Source organism: Cumulibacter manganitolerans (assembly GCF_009602465.1).
In the GTDB taxonomy this organism is placed as follows: domain Bacteria; phylum Actinomycetota; class Actinomycetes; order Mycobacteriales; family Antricoccaceae; genus Cumulibacter; species Cumulibacter manganitolerans.
This window is the reverse complement of sequence record NZ_WBKP01000011.1, coordinates 49,677-69,561: the sequence shown is the minus strand read 5'-3', so window position 1 is coordinate 69,561 and position 19,885 is coordinate 49,677. Positions and strand designations below refer to the sequence as shown.

General features: G+C 70.9%; 22 protein-coding genes. 9 read left to right on the top strand and 13 right to left on the bottom strand.

From position 1 onward, the window contains the following. Positions 1–84 precede the first annotated feature (84 nt). Entirely contained in the window at positions 85–717 is a 633-nt protein-coding gene (locus tag F8A92_RS06365; protein WP_153504321.1) for an O-methyltransferase, read from the top strand. A gap of 34 nt (positions 718–751) precedes the next feature. Here F8A92_RS06365 and glgC read toward each other — a convergent pair whose 3' ends face one another. After that, on the bottom strand, positions 752–1,969 hold the full coding sequence (gene glgC, locus F8A92_RS06360; RefSeq protein ID WP_267130036.1) for a glucose-1-phosphate adenylyltransferase: 1,218 nt from the start codon (positions 1,967–1,969) through the stop codon (positions 752–754). Positions 1,970–2,050: 81 nt separating this feature from the next. Here glgC and glgA point away from each other — a divergent pair, with 81 nt between their 5' ends. Continuing rightward, positions 2,051–3,220, top strand: coding sequence for a glycogen synthase (gene glgA / locus F8A92_RS06355; protein WP_153504319.1), 1,170 nt, complete (start codon positions 2,051–2,053; stop codon positions 3,218–3,220). A gap of 61 nt (positions 3,221–3,281) precedes the next feature. Here glgA and F8A92_RS06350 read toward each other — a convergent pair whose 3' ends face one another. Next, positions 3,282–3,449 (bottom strand): DUF3117 domain-containing protein, encoded by a 168-nt coding sequence (locus tag F8A92_RS06350; RefSeq protein WP_153504318.1) that lies wholly within the window; start codon positions 3,447–3,449, stop codon positions 3,282–3,284. Between the two features lie 161 nt (positions 3,450–3,610). Further along, a complete protein-coding gene (locus tag F8A92_RS06345; protein WP_194291383.1) occupies positions 3,611–3,943 on the bottom strand; it encodes a DivIVA domain-containing protein in 333 nt (110 codons plus the stop codon). Positions 3,944–3,965: 22 nt separating this feature from the next. On the opposite strand from F8A92_RS06345, the gene folP reads away from it, so the two are divergent. Then, entirely contained in the window at positions 3,966–4,829 is an 864-nt protein-coding gene (gene folP, locus F8A92_RS06340; protein ID WP_153504316.1) for a dihydropteroate synthase, read from the top strand. Here folP and F8A92_RS06335 read toward each other — a convergent pair. Beyond that, a complete protein-coding gene (locus tag F8A92_RS06335) occupies positions 4,826–5,629 on the bottom strand; it encodes an LOG family protein (RefSeq protein WP_153504315.1) in 804 nt (267 codons plus the stop codon). The two genes, folP and F8A92_RS06335, sit on opposite strands and share 4 nt — an antisense overlap. A gap of 71 nt (positions 5,630–5,700) precedes the next feature. Between F8A92_RS06335 and wrbA the strand changes: the two genes are divergently transcribed. Both wrbA and F8A92_RS06325 read left to right on the top strand, forming a co-directional pair. Further along, entirely contained in the window at positions 5,701–6,390 is a 690-nt protein-coding gene (gene wrbA / locus F8A92_RS06330; protein ID WP_153504314.1) for an NAD(P)H:quinone oxidoreductase, read from the top strand. Between the two features lie 105 nt (positions 6,391–6,495). Next, positions 6,496–7,164, top strand: a complete 669-nt coding sequence (locus tag F8A92_RS06325) for a hypothetical protein (RefSeq protein WP_153504313.1) — start codon at positions 6,496–6,498, stop codon at positions 7,162–7,164. On the opposite strand, the gene dapE is transcribed toward F8A92_RS06325, so the two are convergent. Next, on the bottom strand, positions 7,161–8,252 hold the full coding sequence (gene dapE, locus F8A92_RS06320; protein WP_153504312.1) for a succinyl-diaminopimelate desuccinylase: 1,092 nt from the start codon (positions 8,250–8,252) through the stop codon (positions 7,161–7,163). The two genes, F8A92_RS06325 and dapE, sit on opposite strands and share 4 nt — an antisense overlap. A 77-nt stretch (positions 8,253–8,329) precedes the next feature. On the opposite strand from dapE, the gene F8A92_RS06315 reads away from it, so the two are divergent. The 4 genes from F8A92_RS06315 (at position 8,330) to dapD (ending at position 13,723) form a co-directional block, all read left to right on the top strand. Next, complete coding sequence (locus F8A92_RS06315) at positions 8,330–10,915, top strand: bifunctional diguanylate cyclase/phosphodiesterase (protein ID WP_153504311.1); 2,586 nt, start codon at positions 8,330–8,332, stop codon at positions 10,913–10,915. A 64-nt stretch (positions 10,916–10,979) separates the two neighbouring features. After that, positions 10,980–12,449: a glycosyltransferase family 2 protein gene (locus tag F8A92_RS06310; RefSeq protein ID WP_153504310.1), complete on the top strand. Its 1,470-nt coding sequence runs from the start codon at positions 10,980–10,982 to the stop codon at positions 12,447–12,449. Further along, complete coding sequence (locus F8A92_RS06305; protein ID WP_153504309.1) at positions 12,446–12,718, top strand: hypothetical protein; 273 nt, start codon at positions 12,446–12,448, stop codon at positions 12,716–12,718. The genes F8A92_RS06310 and F8A92_RS06305 overlap by 4 nt, the downstream gene beginning before the upstream one ends. Before the next feature lie 39 nt (positions 12,719–12,757). Continuing rightward, positions 12,758–13,723 carry a 2,3,4,5-tetrahydropyridine-2,6-dicarboxylate N-succinyltransferase gene (gene dapD / locus F8A92_RS06300; protein ID WP_153504308.1) on the top strand — a complete coding sequence of 322 codons (966 nt, stop codon included), beginning with the start codon at positions 12,758–12,760 and terminating at the stop codon, positions 13,721–13,723. A 69-nt stretch (positions 13,724–13,792) separates the two neighbouring features. On the opposite strand, the gene F8A92_RS06295 is transcribed toward dapD, so the two are convergent. From F8A92_RS06295 to mshB, 8 genes are all read right to left on the bottom strand, one after another. Further along, the gene (locus F8A92_RS06295) at positions 13,793–14,614 is read right to left on the bottom strand and encodes an enoyl-CoA hydratase-related protein (protein ID WP_153504307.1); all 822 of its coding nucleotides are present in this window, start codon (positions 14,612–14,614) and stop codon (positions 13,793–13,795) included. Positions 14,615–14,680: 66 nt separating this feature from the next. Continuing rightward, positions 14,681–15,526 carry an SDR family oxidoreductase gene (locus F8A92_RS06290; protein ID WP_153504306.1) on the bottom strand — a complete coding sequence of 282 codons (846 nt, stop codon included), beginning with the start codon at positions 15,524–15,526 and terminating at the stop codon, positions 14,681–14,683. 63 nt (positions 15,527–15,589) lie between these two features. Then, entirely contained in the window at positions 15,590–16,684 is a 1,095-nt protein-coding gene (gene dapC / locus F8A92_RS06285; RefSeq protein WP_153504305.1) for a succinyldiaminopimelate transaminase, read from the bottom strand. Positions 16,685–16,694: 10 nt separating this feature from the next. Further along, positions 16,695–17,015: a ferredoxin gene (gene fdxA, locus F8A92_RS06280; protein ID WP_153504304.1), complete on the bottom strand. Its 321-nt coding sequence runs from the start codon at positions 17,013–17,015 to the stop codon at positions 16,695–16,697. Between the two features lie 194 nt (positions 17,016–17,209). Further along, positions 17,210–17,344 carry a hypothetical protein gene (locus F8A92_RS19195; RefSeq protein ID WP_267130035.1) on the bottom strand — a complete coding sequence of 45 codons (135 nt, stop codon included), beginning with the start codon at positions 17,342–17,344 and terminating at the stop codon, positions 17,210–17,212. Positions 17,345–17,542: 198 nt separating this feature from the next. Next, entirely contained in the window at positions 17,543–18,271 is a 729-nt protein-coding gene (locus F8A92_RS06275) for a helix-turn-helix transcriptional regulator (RefSeq protein ID WP_194291382.1), read from the bottom strand. 172 nt (positions 18,272–18,443) lie between these two features. After that, a complete protein-coding gene (locus F8A92_RS06270) occupies positions 18,444–18,923 on the bottom strand; it encodes a hypothetical protein (protein ID WP_153504302.1) in 480 nt (159 codons plus the stop codon). Positions 18,924–18,993: 70 nt separating this feature from the next. After that, complete coding sequence (gene mshB / locus F8A92_RS06265; RefSeq protein ID WP_153504301.1) at positions 18,994–19,872, bottom strand: N-acetyl-1-D-myo-inositol-2-amino-2-deoxy-alpha-D-glucopyranoside deacetylase; 879 nt, start codon at positions 19,870–19,872, stop codon at positions 18,994–18,996. Positions 19,873–19,885 lie beyond the last annotated feature (13 nt).

Genomic DNA, 19,885 nt, shown 5'->3' with positions numbered 1-19,885 from the left:
CGGATGCACAGCAACCTCATAGGATGGCAACCCCACTCGCGTCGTTGCCCGGGCTGCCCATGGCCGCTCGCTAGGCTGAGGGACATGACCAACGCCGCGAGCCGCACCTACGCCGAGTCCTTCGTGACCGAGCACCCCGTCACCGCCTCCGCCCGCCAGCGGGCCGACGAGCTCGGCGTCGAGCCGGTGTCGACCGGCGCCGGCGCGGCGTTGCGGCTGCTCGCGGCGGCGATCGACGCCCGCGCGGTCGTCGAGGTCGGGACCGGCACCGGGGTGTCCGGGCTGTGGCTGCTGGAGGGCATGCATCCCGAAGGCGTGCTGACCACGGTCGACACCGAGATCGAGCATCAGCGGGCCGCGAAGCGGGCCTTCACCGAGGCCGGCATCGCCTCCTCCCGGGCGCGGGTCATCACCGGCGCCGCCCGCAACGTGCTGCCGCGGCTCACCGACGGCGCGTACGACCTGGTGTTCATCGACGCCGATCCGGCCGACTACGCCGAGCTGCTGGACGAGGCGCTGCGGCTACTGCGCTACGGCGGCATCGTGGTGTTCGACGACGCGCTGCACAAGGACCGGGTCGCCGACCCGTCCGCGCGGGACGGCGAGTCGGTCGCGCTGCGCGACCTGGGCAAGCTGGTCCGCGAGCACGACTTCCTCACCCCCGCGGTGCTGCCGCTCGGTGAGGGCCTGCTGGCCGCCGTCCACCGCCCGGAGTAGCGCTCCGCTCCCCCGCCGCGGCGGACGGCGCGGGCTACTCGACCACGACGTCCTTGCCCACGACCACGATGCCGTTGGCGGTCACGTGGTACTTCTCGCGGTCGCGCTCGAGGTCGATGCCGAGGTTCACGCCGTCGCGCACCACGACGTTCTTGTCGAGGATCGCCCGCCGCACCACCGAGCCCTTGCCGATGTGCACGCCGTCGAGCAGCACCGACCCGTCGACGTGCGCGCCGTCCTCGATCCGGCAGTCCATGCCGACGATCGACTGCCGCACGGTCGCGCCGGTGATGATGGCGCCGGCGGCGACCATGGACTCGGTCGCCAGGCCGCCCAGGATGAACTTCGCCGGCGGCCGCTGGGTCGCCGACGTCAGGATCGGCCATTCGTAGTTGTAGAGGTTGAAGATCGGGTGCACGGACACCAGGTCCATGTGCGCGTCGTAGTACGAGTCGAGCGTCCCGACGTCGCGCCAGTAGCCGCGGTCGCGGTCGGTCGCCCCCGGGATCACGTTGTCGGCGAAGTCGTACACATAGGCCGTACCGTCGGCGGTCATCATCGGGATGATGTTGCCGCCCATGTCGTGCAGGCTCGCCTCGTCGGCGGCGTCCCGCTCCAGGGCGTCGACGAGAGCGTCTGCGGTGAAGACGTAGTTGCCCATCGACGCGAACGTCGCGTCGGGGTCGTCGGGCAGTCCCGGCGGGTCGGCCGGCTTCTCCAGGAACTGGGTGATCCGGGTGCCGGTCTCGTCGGTGTCGATGACGCCGAACGCGGTCGCCTCCATGCGGGGCACGCGGATACCGGCGACGGTGACCGACGCGCCGGACTCGATGTGCTGGGCCACCATCTGCGCCGGGTCCATCCGGTAGACGTGGTCGGCGCCGAACACCACCACGATGTCGGGCTTCTCGTCGCGGATCAGGTTCATCGACTGGTAGATCGCGTCCGCGCTGCCGGTGAACCACCGCGGCCCGCGACGCTGCTGCGCCGGGACCGGGGTGACGTAGTTGCCGGTCAGCGTCGACATCCGCCAGGTCTGGGTGATGTGCCGGTCCAGCGAGTGCGACTTGTACTGGGTCAGCACGCACAGCCGGTGATACCCGGCATTGACGAGGTTCGACAGCACGAAGTCGACCAGCCGGTACGAGCCGCCGAACGGCACCGCCGGTTTCGCCCGGTCGGCCGTCAAGGGCATCAGACGCTTGCCCTCGCCGCCGGCGAGCACGATTCCAAGGACTTTCGGTTGGGCCACCACGTCACGACCCTAACGTGCGGGCCGGAGCCGTGCATGACCTCTCGGAAAACACCGTGACCGGGCGTTAGGGTCTGGGACATGCGAATTGGCATCCTGACGCGTGAGTACCCCCCGTTCGTGTACGGCGGAGCGGGCGTCCACGTCGACTTCCTGGTCCGCGAGCTGAGCAAGCTCACCGACGTGCAGGTCTACTGCACCGGCGACGAGCGGCCGGGCGCCGAGACCTTCCCCGAGGCGGTCCCGGGAGCGCCCGACGCCAACTCGGCGCTGAAGGTGCTCGCCGCCGACGTCGCGATGACCGCGGCCCTCGCGGACCGGGAGCTGCTGCACTCGCACACCTGGTACGCCAACCTGGCCGGGCACCTCGGCAAGCTGCTGTACGGCGTACCGCACGTGATCTCGGCGCACTCCCTCGAGCCGCTGCGGCCCTGGAAGGCCGAGCAGCTCGGCGGTGGCTACCGGCTGTCGTCCTGGGTCGAGAAGACGGCGTACGAGGCCGCCGACGCCATCGTCGCGGTCAGCAACGGGATGCGCCGCGACATCCTCGAGGCCTACCCGGACGTCGACCCGGACAAGGTGCACACCATCTACAACGGGATCGACACCGAGCTCTACCGTCCCGACCCCGGCACCGACGTCCTGGAGCGGATCGGCGTCGACCTCACCAAGCCGTACGTGACGTTCGTCGGCCGGATCACCCGCCAGAAGGGCGTCCCGCACCTGCTCAACGCCGCGAAGCTCCTCGAGCCCGGCGTCCAGGTCGTGCTGCTCGCGGGAGCCGCGGACACTCCCGAGCTCAAGGAGGAGACCGACCGGCTGCTGGCCGAGCTCGAGGCGCAGCGGGAGGGCGTGTTCCTGGTCAGCGAGATGCTGCCGCGGGAGCAGGTCGTCCAGGTGCTCACCCACGCGCGGGTCTTCGTCTGTCCCTCGGTGTACGAACCACTCGGCATCGTCAACCTCGAGGCGATGGCCTGCGAGACGGCGGTGGTGGCCTCGGACGTCGGCGGCATCCCGGAGGTCGTGCTCAACGGAGAGACGGGCCTGCTGGTGCACTACGACGAGAAGCGGCCCGAGGAGTTCGAGGCAGGCCTGGCCCGGGCGGTCGGCCAGCTGATCAACGACGAGCAGCTGTGCGACGAGTTCGGCCGGGCCGGACGGCAGCGCGCCGTCGGTGACTTCGGCTGGGACCGCATCGCCGAGCAGGTGAACACGCTCTACGAGGCCGTCGTCCGCGCCTCGCGCCGCTGATCGAGCGCGCGAAGGGGCGGGCGGCCACCGGCCACCCGCCCCTTCTTCGCTGTGCCGACAGCTAGTCGACGATGCCCTTCAGCGCCTCCGAGAGGGCCTGCGCCTCGTCGGGGGTCATCTCGACGACAAGCCGGCCACCGCCCTCGAGGGGTACGCGCATGACGATTCCGCGACCTTCCTTCGTGACCTCGAGCGGTCCCTCACCGGTGCGAGGCTTCATCGCCGCCATGTTCTCCTCCTTCACAGGCGGTCGGTGTGGCCGACCATCTGCCGTCGTAGAGCCTGTGTGGCTCGGGTTTAGTGGTCACGTCTCCCGCGAGTGAGACCTGAGTTACATCGATTATCCTCACCGGCCCATCGGGGTCGCTACGGGGTCGGCATTTTGCGCGCTCAGGGCTGTCGCGGGGGCTCCTCGTCCGCGGCCGCGTCGTCCTGCGCGACGGCGTCGTCGCGCGCCGCGAGCTGCGCGGCGAGCCGCTCGAGCAGAGCGTCGACGTCGGCCATCCGGTAGCCGCGGACGGTGACCGGGAAGGTGGCGGCGCGCAGGTCCTCGGCGCGCAGGTCCCGGCCCGCGGGCAGCGGGGACGCGAGCGGCTCGCCGGCCGGCTGCGGCGGCTCGCCGGGGCCGAAGATCAGGGTGGCCGCGAAGTAGAGCGCGACGGCGACCGCCACGATCCCGAGAACCACCAGCACGAAGGTCAGCACGGCTACCGATACTTTCATGGGACGCGACGCGAGGAGCAGCATGGGCTTTCGACTGGGCCGGCACGACTACGACGACCACGCGCTGCTGGTGATGGCCATCGTCAACCGCACCCCCGACTCGTTCTACGACCGCGGCGAGACCTTCGAGCTGCGCGCGGCGATCGACCGGGCCCGCCGCGTCGTCGACGAGGGCGCCGACATCGTGGACATCGGCGGGGTGAAGGCCGGCCCGGGCACCGAGGTGAGCGCGGCGGAGGAGATCGACCGGGTCGCGCCGGTGGTGGAGGCGCTGCGCGCGGCCTTCCCGGACGTCGTGATCAGCGTGGACACCTACCGAGCAGAGGTCGCCGAGGTGGTCACCGGGCTGGGCTGCGACCTCGTCAACGACTCGTGGGGCGGTGCCGATCCTGACGTCCTCACCGTCACAGCCCGCAGCGGCGCGGGGCTGGTGTGCTCCCACGTGGGCGGCCTCGCGCCACGCACCGACCCGCACCGCGTCGCGTACGACGACGTCGTCGCGGACGTCGTCGCCACCGTCACCGGGCTGGCCGAGCGCGCCGTCGCCGCCGGGGTGCGGCGCGACGGCATCCTGATCGACCCCTGCCACGACTTCGCGAAGAACACCTACCACTCGCTGGAGGTCACGCGCCGTCTCGACGAGCTGGCCGCGACGGGCTGGCCGGTGCTGGTGGCGCTGTCGAACAAGGACTTCATCGGCGAGTCGCTCGGCGTCGACCGGCTCGAGCGGCTGCCCGGCACGCTGGCCGCGACGGTCTACTCGGCGCTGCGCGGCGCGCAGGTGTTCCGCGCGCACAACGTGCGCGAGACCCGGCAGGCGCTGGACATGCTGGCGGTGATCCGCGGCGACCTGCCGCCGAAGCGGACGCTGCGCGCCCTCGTCTAGCCCTCGTCCGCGGTGGACCGGCCCGAGGGCTGCTCAGCCTGCCGGTCGCGGTGCGCCCGGATGATCCGCACGACCTCCTCCGGGTCGTCGGTCAGGTGCAGCAGGTCCAGGTCGCCGGCGTCGACGCGTCGCTCGCGGACCATCGTGTCGCGGATCCAGGAGATCAGGCCGCTCCAGTAGTCGACGCCGACGAGGACGACCGGGAACCGGGTGATCTTGTTCGTCTGCACGAGGGTCAGCGCCTCGAACAGCTCGTCCATGGTGCCGAAGCCGCCGGGGAGGATCACGAAGGCCTGCGAGTACTTGACGAACATCGTCTTGCGGACGAAGAAGTATCGGAAGTTGACCCCGAGGTCGACCCACGGGTTGAGGCCCTGCTCGAACGGCAGCTCGATGCCGAGGCCGACCGAGAGGCCGCCGCCCTCCTGGGCGCCCTTGTTGGCGGCCTCCATGATCCCGGGGCCGCCGCCGGTGATCACGCCGTACCCGGCCTGCACGAGCAGCCGTCCGATGTCCACGGCGCGCCGATAGTCGGGCTCGTCGGGCACGGCGCGCGCGGAGCCGAAGACGGACACGCACGACGGCAGCTCGGACAGCAGTCCGAAGCCCTCGACGAACTCGGACTGGATGCGCAGCACCCGCCACGGGTCGGTGTGCACCCAGTCGCTAGGGCCACGCTGGTCGAGCAGCCGCTGGTCGGTCGTGCTGCCGGTGACCTGGGTGCGCCGCAGCGTCACCGGGCCGCGGTGGCGCTCGGTGACGCGCTGGTCGGGGCGGCGGTCTGGATCCAGGGATGTCATAGGCTCACGGTACTGAGCACCCGCAGGGCGCCGCGCGGCGTTACTTCGAACATCACCTATGGAGCTGGTTAATGCGCGATGAAGACCTGCGGCGTACGACCGTGCTCGGCTCGGCGCCGACGACTCGGCGCCGCGACGATCCGCTCAAGGTCGCGGTCATCTACTACTCCGCGACCGGCAGCGTGCACGCGCTCGCGCAGTCCGTCGCGGACGGCGCGCGTGCCGCGGGCGGCAGCGTCCGGACGGTGCGCGTCGCCGAGACGGTGCCGCGGGAGGTCATCGAGCGCAACCCGCTGTGGGCCCGGCACCGCGACGCGACCGAGCGCATCCCCGTCGCCACCCTCGACGACGTCGGCGCCGCCGATGTGATCCTGCTCGGCACCCCGACACGCTTCGGGCACGTCTCGTCGCAGCTGCAGGCCTTCATCGACACCTGGGGCGAGCTCTGGGGCGCCAACGCGTTCGCCGAGAAGGTGTTCGCCGCGTTCACCTCCAGCGCCACCGCGCACGGCGGCCAGGAGACGACATTGATGTCGATCTATACGATGGTGTGCCACCTGGGTGGGATCATCGTGCCGCCCGGCTACACCGAGCCGAGCCAGATCGAGGCGGGCAATCCGTACGGCGCCGCCTCCGTGTCACGCAACGGCGAGCTGCCGCCGACCGACATCGACCTGAGGGCGGCCGAGCTGGTCGGCCGGCGAGCCACCCGGATCGCCGGCGATCTGCGCGCCGGACGTGCGCTACGTCGCGATTCCTGATCGCGGGGAGCCGTCCCGCCCAACGCGACGTCCGACTGCGCGGCCCACCTCCACGGCGGGCCGACGACCGCATTTCTCAGCGCCATCCTCGAGGAGACACAGCAGATGAAGACCCGTTCCATCGCCGCCGTCCTGGCCGCCGCCACGATCGCGCTCACGGCAGGATGCAGCGACGCGACCGCCGAGGAGGGCTCGACGCGCAGCTCCGTCGCCGCGAGCGCCAGCGCGGACGCATCGCACCCCGAGTCCTCCGGCGCGAGCGAGAGCGGGTCCGCCGAGTCGTCCTCGGCGGCGCCCACGGACGCCAACGGCCGCGAGATCCTGCCCTCGCAGGAGCCCGACGGGTTCGGGCTGAGCGACGCGTCGTCGCCGTTCAAGTACGGCGTGATCGTCGGCTACGTGAACAAGTACCCCGGCTGGATCGTGCTGTCGACCGAGGAGCCGGCGTACGACGCCCAGGAGGGCGGCTACCGCGTCAACGTCTACTTCAACGGCGAGGGCGGCTCCGACATCATCCTGCGCGACGAGTTCACGATGATCGTCGACGGCCAGACCTACCATCCCGAGCCCCTGGAGCCCACCGGCGAGGGGGGCACCACAGACTGGCTGGCGGGCAAGACCCCGATCGGGAACCGACCGGACGCGACCCGCAACTACGCCTTCGGCGACCTGTTGTTCAAGATTCCGCAGACCCAGAGCCCGCTGGAGATGCACTACGACAACAAGGACGGTGACGTGCACATCACCTGGAACCCGAACGGCAAGGGCTACTAGCCCGCGTCGCCGTACGGCGTGGTGAGGAACGCCGCCAGGGTCCGCTCAGCCTCCTCGATCAGCGTCGTCCGGGCGGACTCCTCCGGCTTGTGCGCGAGGTTGGGCTCGCCGGGCCCATAGTTGATCGCGGGGATCTTGAACGCGCTGAACCTCGAGACGTCCGTCCAGCCGTACTTCGCGACGATCGGGCGGTCGACGTGCGCGACGAAGTCCTGCATCAGCGGATCGCCGAGCGCCGGCAGCGCGGCCGGCGAGTTGTCGGTGATCTCGACGTCGTGCCCCTCGAAGAAGCCGCGCACGAGCTCCTCGGCGTCGGCGGCCGACCGGTCCGGCGCGTACCGGAAGTTCACGTGCACGGTGCATTCGTCGGGAATGACGTTGCCGGCGACGCCGCCGTCGATGCGGACCGCGTTCAGCCCCTCCCGATACTCCAAGCCGTCGATGACGTGGGTCTCCGGCTGGTAGTCCTGCAGGCGCGTCAGCAACGAGCCCATCTTGTGGATGGCGTTGTCCCCCAGCCAGGAACGAGCGCTGTGTGCCCGCTGCCCGCTCGTGCGCACGCGGGCGCGTAGCGTGCCCTGGCACCCCGCTTCGAGGATGCCGTCGGTCGGCTCGAGGACGACGGCCAGGTCGCCGTACAGCCAGTGGCGGTACTCCCGCGCCACCCGGCCGAGGCCGTTCTTGTCGGCGGCGACCTCTTCGTTGTCGTAGAAGATGTAGGTGACGTCGTACGCCGCGTCCCGCAGGGTGGCCGCGAGCCGCAGCATCACGGCGTCGCCGGACTTCATGTCCGACGTACCGCAGCCGTAGATCCGCTCGCCGCGCACCTCGCTGGGCAGGTTGTCCGCGACCGGCACGGTGTCGATGTGCCCCGCGAGCACGACCCGGCGGTCCTTGCCGGTCTCGGTGCGGGCGAGCACCGCGTCACCGCAGCGCAGCACCTCGAGGTACCCCAGCTCGCGCAGCGCCGCCTCGATGGCATCGGCGAGGGGCCCCTCGTTGCCGGACACCGACTCGATGTCGACGAGGGATGCGGTCAGCGATACGGCGTCCTGGCGCAGATCCAGCTTCGGTGCTCGTTCGGTCACCGGCCGAGTCTATCGCCACCCGCGGGCGGCGTCCGCGACGGTATGATTCTGCGGGCTGAGCAGGGAAATGAGGGCGGATGGCTGGCCGATGGCTGGGGTATGCGGCGCTGTACCTGACGATGTACCTGATCGGGCGCCTCGAGCAGCTGGGGTCGACCGGCCTGGCCGTCTACTGGCCCGCCGCGGGCGTGTCCACCTACTGGGCGCTGACCGCCCGCAACCGCTCCGAGACGATCTACGGCGCGCTGCTGGCCGGCGTCCTGTCACTGGTCGGCGCCGTCGCCACCGGCCACGGGTGGGCCGCAGGGATGCTGTTCGCCATCGCCCACACCGTCGGGCCGCTCGCCGCGCGGGCCGTCAACGCACGGCTGACCCGCAGCGGCTCGCTGCTCGGCTCGAACATCGGCGACGACGGCTCCGTCGCATCCGCGCGGATGCAGACCGTCGGCGACGTGACGCGGCTGCTGGCCTCCGCCGCGGCGGCGGCCGTCGCGAGCGGCCTGGTCGGGATGCTCGCCGTCGCCGTCCGCGGCACGCCGATCACCTGGATGGAGATGCTCGCGTGGCTGGTGCGGTACTCCACCGCCATCGTCGTGGTCACCGGACCGGCGCTGGCACTGCGGCGCTGGCACCGTGTCGTGACGCGGCCGCGGCCGGTCGAGGTGGTGGTGCTGGCCACGCTCACGGCCGGGACGCTCTGGGTGGTGTTCGGGCCGGGCCAGGCGTTGCCGCTGTCCTACCTCATGCTGGCCGTCCTGGCGTGGGTGGGCTTCCGCATGCCGGTGCCATGGGCCGCGCTGTGGGGCCACCTCGTCGCGTTGAGCACCCTCGTGCTCACCCTGCTGGGCGCCGGCGGCGCCATCGGCGCGGTGGCCGACCCGGCGCAACGGGCGCTGGTCCTGCAGGCCTACATGCTGCTGGCCACCAGCCTGCCGATGCTGCTGGCCACCGCGGCGTACGAACGCCGCGCGCACTTCAGGGACGTGCGCGTCGCCCGCGACCGCGCCGAGCAGCTGTTCACCGACGCCCCGCACGGCCTGCTGACCCTCCGGCCGGACGGCACGATCCTGCGCGCCAACGACCGGTTCGGCGTGATGGTGCGCCGCTCGCCGGAGCGGCTGGCCGGGCTGCGCCTCGACCAGCTCAGCCGGTTCGGCGACGACCTGCGGCGGCACCTCACGCGGGTCGTCGACCTGCGCGGTGAGCAGCAGACCGACGACTGGGCGCTCGACGCGCCGGACGGCGGGACCCTGCCGGTCTCCATCAGCAGCCGCGCGGTGTTCGAGTACGACGGCGTCCCGACCGTGCTCATGCACGTCATCGACATCTCCGACCAGCGCCGCTTCGAGGCGCAGCTGGCGCACATGGCTGAGCACGACGCGTTGACCGGGCTGGCCAACCGGCGGCAGTTCGACCACGCCCTGCAGCTGCACCTGGACCGCTGCGAGCAGTTCGGCCCGCACGGCGCCCTCCTGGTGCTGGACGTCGACCACTTCAAGGAGGTCAACGACCGGCTCGGGCACGCGGTCGGCGACCAGTTGCTCGCGTCGATCGCGGCCATCCTCCGACGGTCCTTCCGGCGCACCGACCTCGTCGCACGGCTCGGCGGCGACGAGTTCGCCGTGCTGCTGCCCGACGCCGACGCGCAGACCGCGGAGGCGAAGGCGGCGGCGGTGGTCAAGCTGGTGCCCGACGCGATCGCCGCCATCGACGGCGCCTCCCCCCGCGTGACGGCGAGCGTCGGCGTGACGACGTTCGCCGGCGCCGCGACCCGTGGATCCGACCCCGCCGATCTGGCCGACATGCTGATGTACGACGCCAAGGACGCCGGCCGCAACGGATACGCGATGCTGTCCGAGATCGATCCCGACCAGCCCCTGACGGGCGCCCGGATGGCCTGGAAGCCCCGGCTGCAGCGGGCTATCGACGAGGGCCTGTTCGAGCTGCACCTGCAGCCGCTGCTGGACCTGCAGTCGGATCGCATCAAGGGCGCGGAGGTGCTCGTGCGACTGGCCGACGACCACGAGCTGGTGCCGCCGGGGCGCTTCATCTACATCGCCGAACGGACCGGGCTGATCACCGAGCTGGACGCCTGGGTCGCCCGGCACGCGATCGCGCTGCTGCCGGTGATCCGCGAGTACAACCCGGGCTTCACCCTCGGCTTCAACGTCTCCGGGTCGTCGATCGGAAACGCCCTCGTAGAGCAGGCCATCGCCGAGGCCATCGCCGACATCGGCGGCGTCCAGCCCGGCGAGCTCGTCGTCGAGATGACCGAGACGGCGGCCATCCAGGACATCACCCAGGCGCGGGAGTTCGCCGAGCGGGCCGCGGCGATGAACATCGAGTTCGCCCTCGACGACTTCGGCTCCGGGTACGGCTCGTTCCGCTATCTGAAGCACATGGCGTTCGAGTGGGTGAAGATCGACGGCGATTTCGTGAAGAACGCTCCGCAATCGGCGAAGGACCGCGCTATCATCCGCTCGATGGTTACCGTAGCCCGTGACCTGGGAAAACGGACCGTCGCCGAGTGGGTGTCCTCGAAGGAGGCCCTACGGCTGGTGCGCGAGCTCGGCGTAGACGTCGCCCAGGGCTACCTGATCGGCGAGCCGGTACCGATCGACGAGTTCATCGCCCGTCACCTCGACGGCGCCCTGAAGCACTGAAGCACCCGATCCGCCCGCTCCACCCCGCTCCGCACCGCTACCGCGCAGCTCCAGAAAGGCAGCCATGTCGTCACGGCGACCCGCCAAGCAGCCCTCCGGCCTCACCCGAGGCATCGGCCTCGTCGTGCTGGGCATCGCCCTCGCGGCGGCCGTCGTCATCTGGGCCGCGCTGGCCCTCCTCGGCCCCGCGCACCGGGTCGCGCCCCAGGAGGGCATTCTGTTCGGGATCTTCTCGGTCATGTACGACACGGCCGCACCGTCGGTGCAGGCGATCCTGGTCGCGGTGGGCGGCGCCCTGCTGCTGGCGGCAGCGATCGCGGCGATCGAGCTGTTCATCAGCAACCGGTATCGCCGCGCCGACGACCCGGAAAGCCTGCCGCTGTCGCCGCGCCCGGTCATGGCGGCCACCCGCGGCGTGTTCCACGGGCCGGTGACCGTGACGGTGCTCATCCCGGCACACAACGAGGCCGACAAGATCGAGGCGACGCTGGCGTCGCTGCAGGCGCAGCACGAGCCTCCCGAGCGGATCATCGTCGTGGCGGACAACTGCACCGACGACACCGAGGTGCTCGCCGCCAACGCCGGCGCCGAGGTATTCCGCTCGGTGGACAACACGCACAAGAAGGGCGGCGCCCTGAACCAGGCGCTCGCGGTGCTGCTGCCGACGCTCGGCGAGAACGACACCGTCATGGTGATGGACGCCGACACGGTGCTCGACCAGGGCTACCTGCGCGCGGCGCGCGCCCGGTTCACCAACGACCGCGCCCTCATGGCGGTCGGCGGCCTGTTCTACGGCGAGAAGCGGCACGGGATCATGGGGCAGTTCCAGCGCAACGAGTACACCCGGTACGCCCGGGAGATCCGCCGCCGGCGCGGGCGCGTCTTCGTGCTGACCGGCACCGCCTCGGTGTTCCGGTCGCGGGCGATGAAGGTCGTCGCCGACAGCCGCGGCTCGCTGATCCCCGGCCGCCGCGGCGACGTGTACGACACTGCCGCGCTGACGGAGGACAACGAGCTCACCATCGCCCTGAAGTCGCTCGGCGCGCTGATGATCTCGCCGAACGAGTGCACCGTCGTCACCGAGGTCATGCCCACGTGGCGCGCGCTGTGGGCGCAACGCCTGCGCTGGCAGCGCGGAGCGCTGGAGAACCTCGGCGCGTACGGCGTCACCGCCCAGACCGCGCGCTACTGGTCGCAGCAGCTCGGCATCGGGTACGGCGTGGTCGCGCTGGTCACCTACTTCGCCGTCCTGGTGATCATGGCGCTCTCCCTGGGCCAGTGGGTGTGGTTCCCGTTCTGGCTGGGCATCGGTCTGCTGTTCATCGTGGAGCGCGTGGTGTCGGTATGGCGCGGCGGCTGGCCGGCCCGGCTGCTCGCGGTGACGCTCTTCCCCGAGCTGCTGTACGCCACGTTCCTGAACATCGTGTTCGTCAAGGGTGTCATCGACATCGTCGTGGGCCGTGAAGCACGGTGGCGGCACGTCGTCACCAGCGGGGACGGCACCCTCCAGGTCGCGGACGGAGAGACGGCATGACCACAGCACAGCTCCTGGCCGCCGACGGCATCCTGCTGCCGGAGTCGACGCTGCAGACCGGGTGGTTCTCGGTGCTCGCCGCGTTCGTCGCCATCAACACGGTGATGTACGTGGCGCTCGCCATCGCCAAGGTGCTGCCGAAGGTGTACCCGCGGGACTGGCTGCCGCGCCGATACACCCGCTCGGAGACGCGCAGCATCTACCCCGAGACGCCGGAGGGCGAGCAGGCCAAGGCGGCGGCCGCGACCGACACGCGGCTCGCTAGGTAGGGTTGAGGACGTTTCTCGTCGTCGAACCCTGGAGTATCCGTGCCGCTTCTACCGTCAGCAGCCGCCGCCTACGGGCTGGCCACCATCGCCGATGACGGCTCGGTGCTCGACGTCTGGTTCCCCGCGCCGGCGCTCGCCGAGGCCGGGGACGGCGGCACGAGCCGTCCCGAGCCGTCCGACGTCCCCGCGGAGCACGCCGACCTCGTGGGCCTCGCCGGCGAGGACGCCGAGCGCCAGGTGCGCCAGGTCGTCGTGCAGACCCGGATCGCCTCTCTCGCCGACGCGCCGGCCGACGCCTACGACGCCTACCTGCGCCTGCACCTGCTCTCGGCGCGGGTGATCAAGCCGAACGAGGCCAGCATGGAGGGCATCTTCGGCAAGCTCACGAACGTCGTGTGGACCAACCACGGACCGTGCGCCGTCGACGGCTTCGCGGCCGTGCGTGCCCGCCTCCGCTCGCGCGGCGCGGTGACGGTGTACGGCGTGGACAAGTTCCCGCGCATGGTCGACTACCTGATCCCCAGCGGCGTGCGGATCGCAGACGCCGACCGGGTACGACTCGGCGCGCACCTCGCCGAGGGCACGACGGTGATGCATGAGGGATTCGTGAACTTCAACGCCGGCACGCTGGGCAACGCCATGGTCGAGGGCCGGATCAGTGCCGGTGTCGTCGTCGGCAACGACTCGGATGTCGGCGGCGGCGCGTCGATCATGGGCACGCTGTCCGGCGGCGGCAAGGAGACCATCACCATCGGTGAGCGGTGCCTGATCGGCGCGAACGGCGGCGTGGGGATCTCGCTCGGCGATGACTGCGTCGTGGAGGCCGGGTGCTACGTCACCGCCGGCACGAAGGTGACCCTGCCCGACGGCTCGACCAAGAAGGGCGCGGAGCTCTCCGGCGAGAGCGGCATCCTGTACCTGCGCAACAGCGTGACCGGCGCGATCGAGGCCCGCCCGCACAAGGGCGAGGGCGTCGTCCTCAACGAGGCGCTGCACGCCAACTGACCCGTTCTGCGGGGCAGCCGGCGACGCTATCGAGCCCGCAGCGTCCCTGGCTGCCCCGCAGATGGGCGATCAGCGGCGGAAGACCGGCTTGCGCTTCTCGACGAACGCGGCGACGGCCTCGCGGTGGTCCGCGGTGACGCCGCACTCGAGGTGGCGCTGCACCTCGGCGTCCATGGCCTCCTCCAGCGTGGCGACGGGCACCTCGGCCAGGTTCGCCTTCATCCGCGAGAAGCAGCCGCGCGGACCGTCGGCGAGGGTCTTGGCCAGCTCGAACGCCTTGGTCTGCAGCTCGTCCTCCGGAACGATCCAGTTCAGCAGCCCGAGCTCGAGGAGCTCGTCGCCGCGCACCCGGTCGTTGAAGAACATCAGCTGTCGGGCCTTCGCCGGGCCGACCAGCTGGTTCAGCAGCCAGGTGACCCCGTAGTCGCCGGACAGCCCGACACCGCCGAACGCGGTCGCCATGACCGACTTCGGCGTCCCGACGCGAACGTCGGTGGCCAGCGCGAAGCCGAGGCCCGCCCCGGCGGCCGCGCCGGGGATCGCGCCGATCACCGGCTTGGGGTAGCTGTAGATCCGCCCGACGGTGGCCTTCTGGTTCTCGCGCTGGGCATCGACGCGGCGCGGATCGACCGCGCCGCCGGCGCCGCCCTCTCCCCCGCGCTCGTTGAAGCCCTTGACGTCGCCGCCGGCGCAGAACGCGCCGCCGGCACCGGTGATGACCACCGCGCCGATCTCGTCGTCGTCCGCCCAGTCCGCCAGCACGTCGGCGAGGCCGCTCATCATGTCGCCGCTCATCGCGTTGCGTGCTTCGGGACGGTTGAAGGTGAGGGTGCCGACCCCGTCCGCGACCTCCGCGAGCAGGTCGTCCGTTCCGGTCTCTGTCTTCGCCATGCGGGAGCTCCTTGCGTCGTTAGGCTTGCTAAGAGTGCACCTTAGCGAACCTGCGGCGACGTGTCGCTAGCCGCGAAGGGTCTCCACGAGCGGAGTGGTCGGGCGGCCGATCAGGCGGCCGAGCGTCGGGTCGACGTCGCCGAGGGCACCGTCGGCGATGTTCTCGTCGAGGGCCGCGACGAACCGGGCACTGCCCTCGTCGAGCCCGGCGTCCAGCAGCGCGGTGACGAGCTCGGCGGCGCTCACCGGCTTGTACACGACGTCCCGCCCGACGACCTCGGACAACGCCCCGGCGAGATCGTCGTAGGTCCACGCGGTGTCGCCGGTGAGCTCGTAGATGCGGCCCTCGTGGCCGTCGCCGGTGAGCACCGCGGCCGCCGCCTCGGCGAAGTCGCGGCGCGCGGCACTGGCGACCCGCCCGTCACCGGCCGCGCCGAGCAGGATGCCGGTGTGCCGCACCGCGTCGACCTGGGGCAGGTAGTTCTCGTTGTACCAGTTGTTGCGCAGGATGGTCACGGCGAGGCCGGAGGCGGCCAGCAGCTCCTCGGTCGCCTTGTGCTCCGGGGCGAGCACCAGCGGGGTGTCGGTCGCCTTGGGGGCGCTGGTGTAGACGATCCGCCGGACGCCGGCCTGCGTGGCCGCCTCGATCACGTTGGCGTGCTGCCGAACGCGCCGGCCGACCTCGCTGCCGGAGATCAGCAGCAGGGTCTCGACGCCGGCCAGCGCGGCGCGCAGCGCCTCCGGGTCGTCGTAGGTGGCGGTCCGGACGGCGACGCCGCGCTCGGCGAGCCCGGACGCCTTGGCCGGGTCACGGACGACGGCGACGAGATCGGCGGGGCGCTCGGTGCGCAGCAGCGACTCGAGCACGAGCGAGCCGAGGGCGCCGGTGGCGCCGGTGATCGCGATGGTCATAGGGTTCCTCCACACGTTGACGACATAGTGGTTGAACCGTCAATCAATGTCGGCTATTCCCCGTCAGGCGAGCAGCCGGGCAGCGGCCTGCTCGATGCCGGCGTCGGTGGCGGTCAGCGCGATCCGCACGTGCGTGGCGCCTGCGGCGCCGTAGAACGCGCCCGGCGCGACCAGGATGCCCTTCTCGGCCAGGAAGTCGACGGTCTGCCAGCACGGCTCGTCGCGGGTCGCCCACAGATACAGCCCCGCCTCGCTGTGGTCGATTCGGAAGCCGCTCTCGACGAGCGCCGCCTTGAGCAGCTCGCGGCGACGGCGGTAGATCTCGCGCTGGTCGCGCACGTGGACGTCGTCGCGGTACCCGGCGATCATCGCCATCTGGACCGGCCGCGGCACCAGGAATCCCAGATGCTTGCGAACCTCGGTCAGCCGGGCGATCACCTGCGGGTCACCGGCCACGAAGCCGCCGCGCAGGCCGGCGAAGTTGGAGCGCTTGGACAGCGAGTGGACGGCAAGGAGTCCGTCGAACGACCCGCCGCGTACGTCGGGGTGCAGCACCGACAGCGGCGCGTCTCCCTCCCAGGACAGGTCGATGTAGCACTCGTCGCTGGCGAGCAGCACGCCGCGGCGCCGTGACTCGTCCACCATCTTCTGCAGGTGCGCCGGGCCGAGGACCCGGCCGGTCGGGTTGGACGGCGAGTTGATCCAGGTGAGCGCCAGCCGCTGCGGGCCGATGCGGGTGTAGCCGTCGGCGGTGAGCGTCTGTGCGCCGGCGAACGCCGCGGCGACCGCGTAGGTCGGGTAGGCCAGGTCGGGAATCATCACGGTGTCGCCGGTCCCGATGCCCAGCAGCGTCGGCAGCGTGCCGATCAGCTCCTTGGTCCCGATCACCGGCAGGATGTGGGCGGGGGTGAGACCGGTGATGCCGTACAGCCGCTCGGCCGCCTCGGCGACGGTCTCCCGCAGGCCGGGGATGCCGATCGTGGGCGGGTAGCCGGGCGAGTCCGCCGCGGCCCGCACCGCGTCCTGCACGACCTGCGGTGTCGGATCGACGGGCGTCCCGATGGAGAGGTCGACGATTCCGTCAGGGTGAGCCCGGGCCTTGTCGCCGTACGGCGCGAGCGTGTCCCAGGGGAATTCGGGGAGGGTGATCTCGCGCATCCTCGGCCGACTACTCGGCCTGCGGGGGCAGCGCCGCCACGATCGGGTGATCGAAGTTCTGCTTGCCGATCTTGGAGGCACCGCCGGGAGAGCCAAGCTCATTGAAGAACTCGACGTTCACGTCGTAGTACTGCTTCCACTCCTCGGGGACGTCGTCCTCGTAGTAGATCGCCTCGACCGGGCAGACCGGCTCGCACGCACCGCAGTCCACGCACTCGTCGGGGTGGATATAGAGCATCCGCTCCCCCTCGTAGATGCAGTCGACGGGGCACTCTTCGACGCACGCCTTGTCCAGGACGTCGACACACGGAAGCGCGATCACGTAGGTCACGGGATGTTCCTCTCCACGAACGATGAGGCCACGGCCTCGATGCGGTGCTGTAGGACGAGTCTAGTCACCACACGGCGACGCTCCGTGAGTGGCTCACGGAGCGTCGGGCGGAGCTGAGAACAACGAAACAGCCGGCTCGGAAGCACATTGCAGGTAATGCGCCTCCGAGCCGGCTGCTCGGTCGTTGTGCTGGCCTACCGGTTGGTGGGCCAGCAGAACGCGCAGGCCTGGGGTGCCTCCTGCTGGGGTGCCGCGGCGGCCTCGACGGTGGCAACAGTGCCAAGCGCGAGGGCGGCGGCGGTGCACAAGATCGCTACGACTCGTCTCATCTTCGATCCTTCCCAGGTCTGCTCGGGAGCGCCCCGCACGGGGGAGTAGGGGCGTTTCCCATGACGCCCGTTGGGGGAACGGCGTCAAGAACATTCCATGTCATGAATCGCTCTGGCGCGAGGGTTTCACGGTTAGGTGACCGGTTCCGGCCACCGTCCGGATCCAGGCTTGACATTGTGGTGCCGATGTGGTGGGGCTTACATCCATCCGCGCTCGACGGCGCGAACTCCCGCTTGGAAGCGGCTCACTGCGTCCAGGCGCTCCATGACCGAGGCCACGTGGCGTCGGAACGTGCGTTCGCTGACCGCGAGCCGCTTGGCGGCGGCCTCGTCGGTCAGCCCCAGGCTCAGCGCCCGGATGACCTTGAGCTCCATCTCGGTGGGAGCGGTGCGGCCGCCGGCCTGGCGCAGCTGCTCGAGGTCGGAGCCTCGGCGCAGCATGCTGATGGCCAGGTGACGCAGCGCGCGCACCAGCACCGCCTCGCTCGTCAGGATCGCCCCGCTGCGCTCGGAGGTCGCAACGTGCGGGACGACGGCGCGCAGGCCGTCGGAGATGATCATGCGGTACGGGATCGCGTCGGCGAACCGGTACATGGCGCCGGCCGCCGTCTGCTGGTCGACGAAGTCGCGGATGAAGCCGACCTGGGCGAAGCTGCTGGGGTACAGCACTCGCACGTGCACGCCGCGATCGAGCAGCTCCTGGTCGGCCCGCGCCGCGTGCTGCAGCATGGGCTCGGTCGGCATGGCGCCGGCGTGCAGGCTGAGCACCTCGCGTCGAGTGCGCAGGCTCAGCCCCGACAGCTCACGTCCGAGCTCGGCGAGGTCGGTGACCTGGCGGACCCGAAGGTCGACGGGCGGCTGCTCGTCGAGCAGGCGGTCGAGGGTGGCGCGGCCTTCCAGGACTCGACGGTCGGCGCGCGTTCCCATCGAACGCCGATCGTTGAGCGAACGCACAGCAGCGAGAGCCTCGTGCGCCGCTTGCTCGGCGTCGGGATACTCGACAACTGTGGATTGCGTGGCAGCCACCAGACGTCCCCCCATTACGGACTTCGGGCCATGACCTCTGTCGGATGCTACTCCGCGAACGGACTGCTACGCACTACTTAGTGATGACATCGTACCTGGCGCGACGTCGCCGGCGCGGCGACATCCGCGCGACGGCCACCCCCATGACGGCTCCCATCGCGCCGGCGGCCAGGTGGATGAGGCCGACCACGCTCGAGTAGCTGTTGCCCGGAATCAGCAGGTCACCGTCGGAGGAGACGCTCGCACCGGCCAGCACCACGACGAGCCATGCCAGTGCGGGCAGGAAGGTGGCCCACCCCCAGCCGGCCCCGTGATACATCAGCCTGGGAAGGACGATGTTGGCGGCGAGCGCGATGGCCGGCGCGACGGGGATGCGGACGCCGCCGGGCGTCGTGAGCGGGATCAGCAGCATCCCGATCACCGCGACGAGGAGTGCGACCAGGGTCCAGACCACGACATTGCCGACGCGCGTCGCCGTCTCAGCGCCGGCCGGCTTCTCGACAGCGCGTCGCCGGTCGGTGACGGTCACTGCGTCGGCGGTCTTCTGGTCCACGCACGCCAGCGTAGGCCACGGCGGGGCCGGCACCGCGCCGCCGTCCGGGCCGGGTGGCCGCGCGGGTGCGCTACAGCCCGGCGAACAGATCGCTCTCCAGGCCGGTGGCGGGATCGCGCGCGCCGAGCGCGCCCTTGACCAGCTGGTAGTGGTCGCGCTGCGCCTCGGCACCGATCTGGTCGAAGACCCGGAAGAACGGGTGCTCGGGACTCACCTGGGTGGCGTGTGCCCGCAGGGCCAGCGTGCGCTGGTCGGCGTACCCGGTCCCCTGGATCGCGGTGGTGACGAGGGCGTCGTCGACGAGGAACGTCGCGTTCTCGATGTCGAGGTCGGCGAAGGCATCCTCCCCCGAGTCCCGCAGCCGGGCGATCGCCTTCGCGAAGCCGGAGCGCGGCATCGCGCTCCAGTAGATCTTCGCGATGTCCCACGGCTCACCGAGCTCGGCGGCGTACGCCGGGTCGGCGGCCAGCTCGGCGCCGCGCATCGCGACGCGGTGCGCCTGGATGTGATCCGGGTGCCCGTAGCCGCCGATCTCGTTGTAGGTCAGCAGCACCTGGGGCCGGTCGGCGCGGATCACCTCCACGAGGTGGCGCGCGGCCTCGTCGACGTCCGCCCGCCAGAAGCTGCGGGGATGCTCGTTGCTGGGCTCCCCCATCATCCCGCTGTCGCGGTAGCGCCCTGGTCCGCCGAGGAAGTGGTGGGTGCGCACGCCGAGCGCGGCGCATGCGGCGCGCAGCTCCCACAGGCGGTAGCCGCCGAGCTGGTCGGCCTCCTGCGCCCCGAGCCCGGCGAGCTCGGGCACCAGGATCTCGCCCTCCTCGCCGAGGTTGCTCGTCACCAGCGTGATGCGCACGCCCTCGTCGGCGTACCTCGGGAAGGTCCAGCCGTTGCTCGTCGTCTCGTCGTCCGGGTGGGCGTGGACGGCGAGCAGCCGCCTCTCATCGGGCACGGTGGCCTCCCTG

Bases quoted from the DNA above. Each gene is read 5' to 3' on its own strand.
- F8A92_RS06365 (WP_153504321.1), top strand. From the start codon at position 85: ATGACCAACGCCGCGAGCCGCACCTACGCCGAGTCCTTCGTGACCGAG.
- F8A92_RS06325 (WP_153504313.1), top strand. From the start codon at position 6,496: ATGAAGACCCGTTCCATCGCCGCCGTCCTGGCCGCCGCCACGATCGCG.
- wrbA (WP_153504314.1), top strand. From the start codon at position 5,701: ATGCGCGATGAAGACCTGCGGCGTACGACCGTGCTCGGCTCGGCGCCG.
- F8A92_RS06335 (WP_153504315.1), bottom strand. From the start codon at position 5,629: ATGACATCCCTGGATCCAGACCGCCGCCCCGACCAGCGCGTCACCGAG.
- F8A92_RS06305 (WP_153504309.1), top strand. From the start codon at position 12,446: ATGACCACAGCACAGCTCCTGGCCGCCGACGGCATCCTGCTGCCGGAG.
- glgA (WP_153504319.1), top strand. From the start codon at position 2,051: ATGCGAATTGGCATCCTGACGCGTGAGTACCCCCCGTTCGTGTACGGC.
- F8A92_RS19195 (WP_267130035.1), bottom strand. From the start codon at position 17,344: ATGAGACGAGTCGTAGCGATCTTGTGCACCGCCGCCGCCCTCGCGCTT.
- F8A92_RS06275 (WP_194291382.1), bottom strand. From the start codon at position 18,271: ATGGGAACGCGCGCCGACCGTCGAGTCCTGGAAGGCCGCGCCACCCTC.
- F8A92_RS06315 (WP_153504311.1), top strand. From the start codon at position 8,330: ATGGCTGGCCGATGGCTGGGGTATGCGGCGCTGTACCTGACGATGTAC.
- folP (WP_153504316.1), top strand. From the start codon at position 3,966: ATGGGCTTTCGACTGGGCCGGCACGACTACGACGACCACGCGCTGCTG.
- F8A92_RS06310 (WP_153504310.1), top strand. From the start codon at position 10,980: ATGTCGTCACGGCGACCCGCCAAGCAGCCCTCCGGCCTCACCCGAGGC.
- F8A92_RS06290 (WP_153504306.1), bottom strand. From the start codon at position 15,526: ATGACCATCGCGATCACCGGCGCCACCGGCGCCCTCGGCTCGCTCGTG.
- F8A92_RS06350 (WP_153504318.1), bottom strand. From the start codon at position 3,449: ATGGCGGCGATGAAGCCTCGCACCGGTGAGGGACCGCTCGAGGTCACG.
- F8A92_RS06295 (WP_153504307.1), bottom strand. From the start codon at position 14,614: ATGGCGAAGACAGAGACCGGAACGGACGACCTGCTCGCGGAGGTCGCG.
- dapC (WP_153504305.1), bottom strand. From the start codon at position 16,684: ATGCGCGAGATCACCCTCCCCGAATTCCCCTGGGACACGCTCGCGCCG.
- F8A92_RS06345 (WP_194291383.1), bottom strand. From the start codon at position 3,943: ATGAAAGTATCGGTAGCCGTGCTGACCTTCGTGCTGGTGGTTCTCGGG.